The organism is Streptomyces sp. NPDC004051 (assembly GCF_053604275.1).
Genome location: NZ_JBSGHG010000017.1, coordinates 124,222 through 135,869 on the forward strand (window position 1 = coordinate 124,222; position 11,648 = coordinate 135,869).

At 74.4% G+C, this 11,648-nt stretch carries 10 protein-coding genes and 1 pseudogene; all 11 read right to left on the minus strand.

What is annotated here, in order from left to right; all coding sequences use genetic code 11:
- A pseudogene (locus ACWEQO_RS19555) lies at positions 1–222 on the minus strand (hypothetical protein); the annotation flags it as partial.
- Positions 219–1,769 (minus strand): SDR family NAD(P)-dependent oxidoreductase, encoded by a 1,551-nt coding sequence (locus tag ACWEQO_RS19560; RefSeq protein ID WP_452984586.1) that lies wholly within the window; start codon positions 1,767–1,769, stop codon positions 219–221. The pseudogene ACWEQO_RS19555 and the gene ACWEQO_RS19560, both read right to left, overlap by 4 nt.
- Positions 1,766–3,058, minus strand: a complete 1,293-nt coding sequence (locus tag ACWEQO_RS19565) for a beta-ketoacyl synthase (RefSeq protein ID WP_452984588.1) — start codon at positions 3,056–3,058, stop codon at positions 1,766–1,768. The genes ACWEQO_RS19560 and ACWEQO_RS19565 overlap by 4 nt, the downstream gene beginning before the upstream one ends.
- Entirely contained in the window at positions 3,048–4,436 is a 1,389-nt protein-coding gene (locus ACWEQO_RS19570; RefSeq protein WP_452984590.1) for a beta-ketoacyl-[acyl-carrier-protein] synthase family protein, read from the minus strand. The genes ACWEQO_RS19565 and ACWEQO_RS19570 overlap by 11 nt, the downstream gene beginning before the upstream one ends.
- A complete protein-coding gene (locus tag ACWEQO_RS19575; protein WP_361460967.1) occupies positions 4,433–5,257 on the minus strand; it encodes an SDR family NAD(P)-dependent oxidoreductase in 825 nt (274 codons plus the stop codon). The genes ACWEQO_RS19570 and ACWEQO_RS19575 overlap by 4 nt, the downstream gene beginning before the upstream one ends.
- Complete coding sequence (locus ACWEQO_RS19580) at positions 5,254–6,171, minus strand: SDR family NAD(P)-dependent oxidoreductase (RefSeq protein ID WP_452984592.1); 918 nt, start codon at positions 6,169–6,171, stop codon at positions 5,254–5,256. Before ACWEQO_RS19580 ends, ACWEQO_RS19575 begins: the two co-directional genes overlap by 4 nt.
- Positions 6,164–7,132, minus strand: coding sequence for a ketoacyl-ACP synthase III (locus ACWEQO_RS19585; RefSeq protein WP_452984594.1), 969 nt, complete (start codon positions 7,130–7,132; stop codon positions 6,164–6,166). The genes ACWEQO_RS19580 and ACWEQO_RS19585 overlap by 8 nt, the downstream gene beginning before the upstream one ends.
- A gap of 71 nt (positions 7,133–7,203) precedes the next feature.
- Positions 7,204–8,244, minus strand: a complete 1,041-nt coding sequence (locus ACWEQO_RS19590; RefSeq protein WP_361460974.1) for a ketoacyl-ACP synthase III — start codon at positions 8,242–8,244, stop codon at positions 7,204–7,206.
- Positions 8,241–10,094, minus strand: coding sequence for a CoA-transferase (locus tag ACWEQO_RS19595; protein ID WP_452984597.1), 1,854 nt, complete (start codon positions 10,092–10,094; stop codon positions 8,241–8,243). The genes ACWEQO_RS19590 and ACWEQO_RS19595 overlap by 4 nt, the downstream gene beginning before the upstream one ends.
- On the minus strand, positions 10,091–11,338 hold the full coding sequence (locus ACWEQO_RS19600) for a beta-ketoacyl-[acyl-carrier-protein] synthase family protein (RefSeq protein ID WP_361460980.1): 1,248 nt from the start codon (positions 11,336–11,338) through the stop codon (positions 10,091–10,093). The genes ACWEQO_RS19595 and ACWEQO_RS19600 overlap by 4 nt, the downstream gene beginning before the upstream one ends.
- Before the next feature lie 95 nt (positions 11,339–11,433).
- Positions 11,434–11,648 (minus strand): hypothetical protein (locus ACWEQO_RS19605; protein WP_452984607.1); only part of this gene is annotated, 215 nt, incomplete at its 5' end.

Sequence of the window (11,648 nt, forward strand, 5' to 3'; positions counted from 1 at the left end):
CGTGCCGGTCCGCGTGCCGGTTGTCGTGGCGGCTCCTGCTCCGGTTTGCGCGCCGACTCCTGCGCCGGTCTGCGTGTCGGTTGTCGTGGCGGTTTCTGCGCTGGTCTGCGTGTGGGCTTCCGCGCCGGTCCGCGTGTCGGCTTCCGCGTCGGTTGTCGTGTCGGTCCGGGCGTCGGCTTCCGCGCCGGTCTGTGTGTCGGCGGTGCCTCGGTGCGTGGTCATCGGCCCTCCTCGGTGGGGCCCGGGAAGCCGGGGCGCAGCGGGGCCACGTCTCCGAGGCCGAAGCCGCCGTCCACCCGTAGCACCGCGCCGGTCATCCGGTCGGCGGAGCCGCTCAGCAGATGGCCGAGCACCGCCGCCACCTCACGCGGTTCACCGACCCGCCCGGCCGGGATCCGGCTGATCCAGCCGCGCCGGTGCTCCGGCCCCGCCGCGTCGCCCATCGGCGTCTCGATGATGCCGGGGGCCACGCAGTTGGCGCGGATGCCGTGGCGTGCCACCGACACCGCGAGACAGCGGATGTACTGCGCCATCGCGGCCTTGCTCGCCCCGTAGTACTCCAGCCCCGCCACCGGGCTGAGCGTGGAGCTGACCGAGGAGACCCCGACCACCGCTCCGGGCACCTTCTCGTCCCGCCAGCGGGCCGTCAGGTACTCGGTGACGGCGACGAAGCCGTACAGGTTGATCGCGAAGGTCCGGGCGGCGGACGCGGCATCGCCGCCGACCGAGCTGAACCCCAGGTGCCCCGCCGCGTACAGCAGGGCGGTGACGCCGTCGGCCGCCTTCCAGGCGCGTTCGCCCAGGGCGGCGGCGTCCTCGGCGTCGGACAGGTCGCACCGCAGCGGCCAGGCGCGCCGGCCGAGCGCGCTGATCTCGGCCCCGACCTCCTCCAGCGCCCGCGTGCGGCGGGCGGCCAGCACCACGTCGGCCCCCCGCCCGGCCAGGTGCAGGGCGGCGGCCCGGCCGATGCCGCTGCTCGCGCCCGCGACCAGGACGCGGTGGCCCGACAGGTCCTGGCCGGTGACCGGAGACGGCGGCAAGGGGTCCTGCGGGGCGCCGCGGCGCGGCGCGGGGACGGCGGTCGGGGGACCGGGGGGCAGGGACGGGATGCGGCCGATCCCCGCGCCCCCGTCCACCCGCAGGGTCTCGCCGACCAGGTACGAGCACCCCTGCGAGAGCAGGAAGGCGACGGTGGCCGCCACATCGGCGGCCGTGGTGGGGCGGCGCTGCACGAGATGGCGCAGCAGCCCGGCCTCGGCCACGGCGGACAGGCGGTGTCCCAGGCCGGGGCAGTAGCCGGTGACCACGGTGTTGCCGGTGACGCCGTGCCCGGCCACCTCGGTGACCAGGTGCTGCCACCAGGCCAGGTCGGCGGCGAGCCGTGCGTGGCGGTCGGGGTCGGTGCCGGTGTGCGTCTCGCCCGCCGCGTCGGTCACCAGGACGAGGCGGCCCCGGCCCGCCGCCGCCATGGCCAGCGCGGCGGCCCGCACCCGTGCGCGGTCCAGGCCGGGCGAGCGCCCGGCGCCGTACGCCTCCTCGCCGAGCAGCAGCGCGCAGTACGCGGCCGGGGCGGGGCCCGGCGCGGGGGCGTCCGGGGCCGCGGGGCCGAGGCCGAGGGCGGTCAGCGCCGCGGACAGGGCTCCGGCCGCGGCGCCGTCGTCCCCCGCCCCGGAGGCGTCCAGGGACACCCGGGTGCTGATCGGCGCCCGCAGCGGGTCCGGCCCCGCGGCCGTCCCCGGCCGCGGGGCGGTGTGGTGAACGTGGGTCATGGCAAGTCGCCGCCTTCGTATTCGATGACCATGCTCGTGGCGTCGCCGCCCGCCCCGGAGGCGAGCACCAGAGCGCTGTCCCCGCCGGTCGCCAGGCCGCCCGCGAGCACCGGATCGGCCGGCAGACCCGGGTAGGGGACGAGGGTGTTGGCACTGGGGGCGATGTGGCCGTGGTGCAGCATGAGCAGGCTGCCGAGGAGTTTGACCAGGCCACCGGTGCCGGCGACATGGCCGAAGACCGCCTCCTGGTTGGTCAGCCGCACCTCGCCCCGGTACCCGGTCGCCTCCCGCACCCCGTGCAGCGCCTGGCACAGGTGGTCCTCGACGAACCGGTTGCCGTCCGCGTAGTCGTTGACGAACGCCACGTCGGCGAGGCTCCTGCGGGCGGAGGCCAGCGTGGCCAGGACGTCCGCGACCACGTTGACGGGCGGGCCGGTGGCGACGGTGGACGGGCCGTTGCTGCGCGAGGTGCGCGGATGCGCGCGGTGCAGCAGCCCCGGACGGCTCCCGGTCGCCACCGGGTCCTCCAGGACGACGGCCAGCGCGCCCTCCCCGGTGGCGTTGCCGGTCTGGACCTCGTCGTGCGGCCGGATGTCGGCGGGGTCGGCGGAGAGCGAGGAGGCGCGGTAACCGCTGCGCCCGGTGTGGCTGGTGCCCGCCACGAAGACCGGGTCCACGGTGGTGTCCACGCCGACGACGACGGCGCGGTCGATGTCCCCGCACCGGAACATCTGCTGGACGAGATGGAGCGTGCGCAGCGCCACGTTGCACGAACCCGCCACGCTCAGGGTCTGGCAGGGCAGCCGCAGACCGGACGCCACGGTGCCCACCACGCTGGGAGGCGTGCCGTTGAGCCAGTACTCCATGCCGAGGGCGGCCATCCCCTTGTCCCGGGCCAGGGCGTAGTAGCGCTCGGTCTCCGGGAAGGCGAACTGGAGCGAGCAGGCGACCAGCACGGTGCGCTCCGGATCCAGGTCGGCGGCGCTCAGGCCGGCGTGCTCCAGGGCCCGGTGCACGGCCCCGGTGGCCAGCAGGCCGGCCCGCGAGGAACGGCTGATCTGCCGCTGCGACAGGGGCAGTTCGGCCTCCGGGTCCCAGCCGTCCACCGTCCCGGCGATGCGCAGCGGGAGTTCGGGATGGTCGTACGGCGACAGGCAGCTCGTCCCGTCGCGCACCACACGCCAGAAGGTGTCCAGGTCGGTGCAGGCGCGGCCGTCCGGGCCGGGCAGGACGAACCCGGCACCGGCCAGCCGCAGCACGGGCGCCCCGGCAGGCGTCTCAGCAGGCATCGCCACCGCCCAGCAGCAGTGCGCTGTTGACCCCGCCCACCTGGTAGTTGAAGCTCAACGCACGGTCGAACCGCAGGGCGCGCGGGCTGGTGCCGGGCACCGGGTCGAAGCTGCACACGGGCGAGGGGGTGACGCAGTTGGCGGTGGGGCAGACCTGGCCCTCGCGCATCATCATCAGCGTCAGCGCCGCGCCCAGGTTGCCGAGCGGCGCGCCGCTGTGGCCGAAGCACGCCTCCTGCGAACTCACCAGCACCTGACCGGACTTCTCGCCCCACAGCGCGCGTACGGCGTTGGACTCGATACGGGTGAACAGCGCGTCGCCCTCGCCGCCGCCGTTGACGTACGGGATCCGCGCCGGCGAGGTGTGGTCGCCCAGGGCGCGGCGGGCCGCCTCGGCCAGCCCCGTGCCGCCCGTGTCGATGGCGACCGCGCTGTTCAGGCCGCCGCGCGTGGTCGCCTGGCCGAGGACCGCCCCGTGCGACCGGGCACCGCGCGCCTCGGCGTGCTCGCGGCTCTCCAGGATCAGGGTCACCGAGCCGTCGCCGTAGTTCATGCAGTCGCCCGCGGCGTCGTAGGGGCGCATCGGCCGGTCGTGCCGGGGAGCGGCCGGCGGGTCGCTGTTGTGCCGCACCGTCACCGCCTCGCGCTCCACCACCTCCCGCAACCGGTGTCCGTGCAGCACCCGTTCGGTGTCGAAGCGGTCCACTCCGGTGACGACCACCAGGTCGCTCCGACCGGAGGAGATCATCATGTGGGCGATGCCGAGCAGCACCGAGGAGGAGGCGCAGCCGCAGCTCACGGTGTAGTTGGCCCCCGTGCTGCCGAGCAACGCGGCCTGCACCGGGCCCACATCGCTGGAGGTGCCCGCCACCAGCAGCCGGACGAACAGGGACTTGGCGTCCGCCGGGCTGACGGTCGCCGGGTCGGCGTCGTGCCAGGCGCGGTAGCTGTCGTAGTTGCTGTCCACCCCGGCGCGGGCGGTCAGCACGTCGGCGCCCCTCAACTCGCCCGCGCGGTGGTCGAGTCCGGCGTCCGCGCAGGCCTCGGCCAGCGAGACGAGCCCGTAGAGGTGGACCTCGGCGTAGCTGCGCAGATAGCGCGCGGGCACCTCCGGCAGCAGCTCGCCGAACGCCTCGCGGGCGCCGCGCACCGTGCCGTGGTGGAAACCGTCGCGCTCCACATGGCTGGTGCCGGTGGAGGCGACCGCCCACACCTGTTTCGCGTCACGCACCGGTGCGTCGCCCGCGCCCGGCAGACAGAAGCCCATGCCGGTGACCAGGGCGTCCCGGGGACCGGGCGCCCACGGGCGGGCCGCGGGCGCGGACAGCGGCTCCGGCCGGGGCGGCCCGCCCCGGTCCGGACCGTACGCGGTGCTCACAGGGCCCCCGCGTCCACGTCGACGGCCTGCCCGGTCATCCCGCCGGAGAGGTCGGAGAGCAGGAACAGCACCTGGGCCGCCACCTCCTCGGGGCGTACCAGCCGGCGCAGGACGGTGCTGTTGACCGCGCGCCTGAGGTACCGCTCCCAGGTGAGGTCCGGCGGCCCGTGGTGCTTGGCGACGGCGGCCATGAAGGCGTCGCCGTACCGTCCGCCGTCGGTGGCGGCCGGGCTGTCCGTGAGGCCGGGGCAGACCGCGTTGACCCGCACGCCGAAGGCGCCCAGCTCGGAGGCGAGCGCCTGCGTCAGGCCGTTGAGCCCGAACTTCGAGGCGCAGTACGAGGTGTTGGCCGGCAGCCCGCGCTTGCCCGCGATGGAGGAGACCATCACGATGTTGCCCTCGCGGCGCTCCATCATCCCCGGCACCACCGCGCGGGCGACCCGGAAGGCGCCCAGCAGGTTGATGTCCAGGGTGGCCATCCACTGGTCCTCGTCCTGGTCGCAGAGGAACGCCTGGTTGCGGGCCTCGCCCGCGCAGTGCACCAGCCGGTCGACCGGGCCGAGCTGCTCCTCGGCCGAACGGACCGCGGCGCGCACGCTGTCGGCGTCGGTGAGGTCGCCGGGGACCGCCACCGCCCGCCCGCCGTCCGCCTCGATCCGCTCGGCCAGCAGGCGCAGCTCCTTCTCGCTGCGGGCCAGGAGCGCCACCCGGGAGCCGTGCGCGGCGAGCATCGTCGCCAGCACGGCACCGATCCCGCTGCTCGCTCCGGTCAGAAGAGTGGTCCTGCCCTCGAGCAGGGTGGGGGAAAAGCCGCTGGTCATGCCGATTTCTCCGTTTTCTCCGAAGCCGAAGCCGAAGCCGAAGCCGAAGCCGGGGCCGGGTTCCGGTCCGCCGGGGGCAGGACGCGGGCGGGCAGCCCGCCCCCGTCCACTTCCAGCACGGTGCCGGTCACCGAGGGGTTGTCCGCGAGGAAGGCGACCGCTTCCGCCACGTCCTGCTCGTCGGACCAGCGGCGCAGCGGCACATGGCGCCGGAGGTCGGCCATGTAGGCCGCGTGCCGTTGGCTCGCCGCCGAGCGGCGGCGCAGCGCGTCGCCGTCGATGACGCCGGGCGCCACCGCGCTCACCCGGATGCCGTACTCGCCCAGCTCGGTCGCCCAGGTACGGGTCAGCGCCTCCACCCCGGACTTGGCCGCGCAGTACGCCGACTGCCCGTACGCGCCGTGGCGGACCGTGGAGGAGATGTTGACGATCGCCCCCTCGGTGCCGGCCGCGAGCATCGCCTGCGCCGCGTGCCGGCCGACGAGGAAGGTGCCGGTGAGCAGGGACGTCACCACCCGTTCGAAGTCCGCCAGCGAGTGCGGGGAGAGCAGTGGCGGGCCGTCGGGCCGTTCCCTGACGCTCACCAGGCGGCGGGAGAAGTTGTTGCCGGCGTTGTTGACGCACAGGCCCAGCGGCGGGGCGTCCTCCCGCAGCCGCCGGAACAGGGCGGCCACCGACTCCTCGTCGGTGACGTCCGCCCGCACGGGGTGCAGCACCAGCCCGTCGTCGGCCGCCGCCTTCACACAGGCGTCCAGGCTCTCCTCGGTGCGCCCGCAGATCACGGTGTGCCGGCCCGAGGCGGCCAGCCGGCGGGCGATCGCCGCGCCCAGGCCCCGGCTGCCGCCGGTGACCAGGGCGGCCCCGCGGTCCCCCGCGCTTCGGCCGGGAGCGGGCGTCGAGAGGTGATCAGACACGGAAGAGCAGCCCCCCGTAGTACCAGCCCGACCCCACGGTCGGCGTGTAGCACAGGTCCCCGGCCCGCAGCCGGCCCTCGAGCGCCATCTCGGAGAGCACGATCGGCACCGAGGCGCTGCCGGTGTTCGCCCGCGTCTCGTAGTTGGTGACGAAGCGTTCCCCGGGGATGCCGAGGCGTTCGCGGACGGCGGTGTGCAGCTGGCCGGTCCCGGGGTGCGGCACCACCCAGTCGATCTCGTCCATCTTCGTGTCCGAGCGGGCCAGCATCCGGGCGGCCAGGTCGGCGTGGGAGTCGGCCGCGACGGAGACCAGATCGCGGCTGCTCCTGATCCACCCGTTGGGCGGGTGGACGGTGACCGTCTCGCGGCCGGAGCCGTCACTGATCAGCAGCGAGTCCCACAGGCCCCCGCCCGGCTCCGCGCCGCGCGACAGGACGGCCGCACCGGCCGCGTCGCCCACGATCAGTTCGCCCTTGCTGCCCGGGCGCACCCGGCGCGAGAAACGCTCGCTGGAGACGACCAGTGCGTGGCGCCAGGTGCTGTGCGCCCCGAACAGCGCCGCCGCCGTCTGCACCCCGTGCACGAAGCCCGTGCAGGCCCCGCACACGTCGAAGGCGAGCGCCCGGTCCGCGCCCAGCAGGTGCGCGGTGTGCGGGCCCCACTCGGGGACGAACTGACGGTCCGTCCAGTTGCTGAGGACCAGCAGGTCCACCTCACCGGCCGTGACGCCCGCCTGCTCCAGAGCGGCCCGGGCGGCGCGCACGCCCATGTACGCGGGTGTCTCTTCTTCGTCCGCCACATGGCGGCTCCGTACGTCGAGCCGGCCGATGACGGCCTCGTCCACGGCGTTGCCGGCGGGATCCACGGCCGTCTCGTTCTCGACCAGACGGCGGGGGTAGTAGTGACCGAATCCGGACAGGCGCAGACCGCTCTCGCGCCACAGGGCAGTGGTGTCGGGCATCTCTCGTCTTCCCGTACTGTGCGGTGCCGCCGGGACCGGGGACCGCCTGGCGGACGTGGGACCGTCGGAGCTCACGGAATCCGCAGGAGCATCGCGCCCCAGCTGAAGCCGCGGCCGATGCCGATGGTCGCGACGAGATCACCGGAGCGGATCGTGCCGGAGCGGATGTTCTCGGAGAGGCAGCTGGGGATGGAGACGCTGGAGGTGTTGCCGCGCTCCTGGATGTTGGTGAGGAGCTTCTCGCCCGGGATCTCCAGCGTCCGGCACACCTGGTTGATCATGTTCAGGTTGCCCTGGTGCGGCACGAACCAGTCGACGTCGCCGACGCTCAGGCCGTTGCGCTCCAGGATCTCCTGGCCCACGTGGGAGAGCAGCTTCGGGCCGACCGCGCCGACCTCCCGGCCGCGCATCAGCATCTTGTCGTTCTCGTCGATGTCGAAGGCGTCGAAGTACGAGCCGTCCGCGTGCAGCGCCACGTCCAGCAGCCCGCGCTCCTCGGTGTCCGCCGACCAGACCGCCGCGGCGGCCCCCGCGCCGAACAGCGCCGAGTAGCGGTAGTCGAAGTTCAGGATGGGGCTCGGGTTCTCCGCGCAGACCACCAGCGCGTTGCGCATTCCCAGGGCCGGGAGCATCGAGGCGGCGGTGGCGGTGGCGTACATGAACCCGGCGCAGGCGACCGAGGTGACGTCGAAGCAGGTGGCGTGGCGCAGCCCGGCCTGCCGCTGGAGCGGCAGCGAGATGTCCATGTAGTTGTTGGTGGCGCTGGAGGGGTTGGTCCGCGGCCGGGTGGTGGAGGTGGTGCCGATGACCAGGTCGATGTCGTCGGGCTCCAGGCCGGCGGCGGCCAGGGCGCCGTCCACCGCCCGGGCCGCCATCTCCACCGCGCGCTCCTTCTCGTCGGACGGCCAGTGGCGGCTGACGATCCCGGTGTGCTCGCGTATCCAGGCGTCGTCGATGCCCAGCGCGTCGATCTGCTCGAAGTGGGCGTTGGTGATCGGCTCGCCGGGGAAGTAGTGGCTGATGCCGGCGAGCCGCACGGGGGCGATCGCGGTGGGCGGCAGGGGGCGGCGGCCGGCCGTCACCGGGTCGGGAACGGTGGCGGTGGGAGTCATCGGTAGAAGCCTTCCGGGTCCATGGTGCGCAGCAGGGTCAGTTCTTCGGTGGTGACGGCCTTCTCCTCGACCAGGAGCCGGCTGACGCCCGCGGCGGGCGTGCTCTCGCCGGCGCCGGCGCCGGTGCCGGTGCCGTCGTCGGCCGGGGTGAGGGCCCAGCCGGTGAGGTCGCGCACGGCGGCCGCGGGGTCGTCGGGCAGGTCCCGCCCGGTGCGCCCGCGGCCCGGCGCCGGCGGCAGCCAGCTCGTCAGCTCGAAGGCGGCGCCCGGACCGGACCGGGAGAAGCGCCCGAACTGGCTGACCACGTCACGGACGCGCAGGCCCGGACTGGTGAGGTGGGTCAGCCGGCGTACGTAGCGGCGGGGCGAGGCGGCCGCGACGACGACGCAGTCCACCGAGGAGGCGATGTCGTTGGCCCCGCCCGTGCCGGTGATCCAGCGGCCGTCGGGCAACAGCGTCGTGTTGATGTTGGCGTCCGGGTCGATCTCCGCGGCGGAGAGCACCCCCAGGCAGCGGGGGTTGGCCGCGACCGCGCCGCCCAGCGTCTCCGCGATGCCCGCCAGCATCTGCGAGCGCTCGGCGTGCCGCTGGCTGAAGAGGAAGACGTCGCCGGGCTCGGGGTCCATCGACTGGAGGCCCAGTTCGGCGGCCACCCGCACCCGGACGCCGTCGTCCGCCAGCAGCCGGGCGGCCAGCCACGCTGACATGTGGGAGGTGCCGATGCCGGCGAGGAGCGTGTCGTAGCCGCGCTCGCGGACCAGGTCGGCCACCGCGCGGGCGCCGAGCACGATGAGCTGCTCCTGCTCGGTGGGCGGGCCGGACACGTCCGTCCCGCTGTCGGGGCCCGCCGTGCCGTCGGCGGTGCCGGGGGGAGCGGGGAAGACCAGGGAGGCGCGGCGTTCCCCGCCCAGGCGCTCCAGGTAGCCGGCGTGGCTCTCCACCCCGCCGACCCACTTCTCGTACCAGTCGGCGGCGGACCGCGGGTCCTTGCAGGCGGCCACGGTGTCGGTGAGGAAGTCGTAGTCGTCCAGGTAGCCCTCGACCCCGGCCAGTCCCCCGGTCCGCAGCGACTGCGGGTGGGCGCCGAGCGGGGCCTCGCACAGACCGAGGACGCGGGCGGCCGGGATCACCACCCGGTCCGGCATCGCCGCGATCACCTCGTCGTCGACGATCGCCTCCACGGAGGCCAGGACCCCTTCGGCGGCGGCGTACGCGGCCCAGGCGCCCTCGCCCAGCGGGGGGCAGGCCACGACGTTGCCGCGCCGGTCGGCGCAGACGCCGTGGAAGAGGGTGAAGCGGGGGCGCAGCGGGCTGAGCAGGGTGACGGTGCGCTCCGGGTCCTCCGGGTGCTCCGGGTGCGGCACCAGGTGCAGGGACCCCTCCTTGCCGTGGCGCAGGTCGGTCTCGGCGAGCATCGAGCCGGTGGTGGCGAAGGGCTGGCCGAGCGCGGCGGCCATCAGGCGCTGGGTGTAGCTGAGCAGCGACCACATCTCCACCTCGAACGGCCGGCCCTCGGCGACTTCGCGGTAGAGGCGGTTGGGGCGGGGCGAGGGGTAGGTGTCGCCGAGGAAACCGGTGATCACCTTGCGCACCGCTCCGGAGAGGGCGAGCGCGTGGGCGCTGGAGTGGACGGCGGTGGTGCTGACGGTGAGGCTGCGGGTCCCGGCGAAGGACCGGCAGAGCGCGTTGAGGAGGGCGTTGGGCCGGGACATCGTCGCCGCGGCGTGCACGTGGTCGCCCTCGCGGACGAAGCGGCGCACCAGGTCGTCGGGGCCGGCGGCCAGGTAGGGGGTGTGCCGGGCCCCGTCCGGGCGGGCGGGGGCGGCGTGGCGTTCGGGGACGGTGGTCATGCGCGCTCCAGGGCCATGACGGAGGTCTGCGAGCCGAAGGCGAAGGACAGCGAGACCGCGAGGTCGATCTCGGTGTCGCGCGGCCCCTCGGCCACGTGGTCGTGGTCGCACTCGGGGTCCGGGTTGAGGTGGTTGGCCGTGCGGGCCAGCCGCTGGTGGTGCAGCATCAGCGAGGTGGCGGCGACGTTGATGATCCCGGCCATGCCGAACGTGTGGCCGTACACGGGCTTGTTGGAGCCGTGCGGCGGCAGACCGGCGTCGTCGTGGTGCGGCAGCAGACGGCGCAGCGCCCGGCTCTCGGCGATGTCGTTGTACCGGGTGGCGGTGCCGTGGCCGCAGACGTAGCCGATCTCCTCCGGCTTGCGCCCGGCGTCCTCGAGCACGCCCGCGACGACCGAGGCGGTGACGTCCCCGACCAGGTCCATGCTGGTGGCGTGGTGGGCCTCGTTGAGGGCACGGTGGCCCAGGATCCGCGCGTAGATCCGGGCGCCGCGCTCCCGGGCGGACGACTCGCGTTCCAGGCAGAGCGTCATGGCCCCCTCGCCGAGGGCGAATCCGCGCCGGTCGCGGTCGTAGGGGCGTACGGCGCCGGCGGGGTCGTCGGCCTCGGGGGAGAGCACACCGTCGCCGAGGGCCAGGTAGCAGCGGGCGACCTCGGGCGCGATCGGGAACTCGTGGCCGCCGGCGAGGACGACGTCGGCGCTGCCCGAGCGCAGTTCGCGCAGGGCGATGCCGATCGCGTGGTGGCCGCCGACACAGGCGCTGCTGACGGTGGTGACCAGGCCGCGGGCGCCGACGCCGATGGCGGACAGGGTCGCCGGGCAGCCGGCCAGTCCGCGGAACATCGCGGTGGCCTTGCCCGCGTACGGGTCCTGTCCGGGGCCGGCGGTGATGGTCTCTCGCCACCAGGACAGGGGGCCGCGGGACGAGGACTGGACGATGCCCATCCGTTCCGGTGCGATCTGGCCCCGGGCGATCCCGGCGTCCTTCAGCGCGTCGGTGACGGCGGCCATCGTCGCCAGGATGTCGCGGTTGTACTTCGCGGCGTGCGCCGGCAGGAGGTCCGGAAGCCGGGTCGCGGCGTCGAAGTCGTCGAGCTGCGCGGCCGCGTGGACGGGCAGCCCGGCAGCGGTGAACTCGGGCCGTTCCAGCCGGCTCACCTGTGAGGTCCCGGTGGAGACGTGGTTCCAGAACGCGTGGACATCGGGAGTGCCGGGTAGTGCACACCCGATGCCGGTCAGCACGATGGGATCGTGGGGATCTGCGGAGTGAACTCGGCTGCTGTCCATGGCTCGAAGCTAGCCCTCACTACATGAGTCTCGATATTGCCGTCAAGTACTCATGCGTGCCTTTTCCGGTGACTGCCGGTACTTGACCCGCCGTCACGTACCGCATCGGCCCGCGAGGTGTGCCGGCGCTCCTCGGCACGCACGCCGGCGGCCCGGCGCCTCCACAGGGAGGCACGGGTCATGTTGCGCCTGGCCACCTGCTCGACGAGACCGAGCTCGCCCGGGTGCCTGGTGAACGCCTGCACCTGCAACTCCCTGACGCCCC

Coding starts and splice junctions, on each gene's coding strand:
- ACWEQO_RS19575 (WP_361460967.1), bottom strand. CDS start 5,257: ATGACCAGCGGCTTTTCCCCCACCCTGCTCGAGGGCAGGACCACTCTT.
- ACWEQO_RS19595 (WP_452984597.1), bottom strand. CDS start 10,094: ATGACCACCGTCCCCGAACGCCACGCCGCCCCCGCCCGCCCGGACGGG.
- ACWEQO_RS19590 (WP_361460974.1), bottom strand. CDS start 8,244: ATGACTCCCACCGCCACCGTTCCCGACCCGGTGACGGCCGGCCGCCGC.
- ACWEQO_RS19565 (WP_452984588.1), bottom strand. CDS start 3,058: ATGCCTGCTGAGACGCCTGCCGGGGCGCCCGTGCTGCGGCTGGCCGGT.
- ACWEQO_RS19560 (WP_452984586.1), bottom strand. CDS start 1,769: ATGACCCACGTTCACCACACCGCCCCGCGGCCGGGGACGGCCGCGGGG.
- ACWEQO_RS19585 (WP_452984594.1), bottom strand. CDS start 7,132: ATGCCCGACACCACTGCCCTGTGGCGCGAGAGCGGTCTGCGCCTGTCC.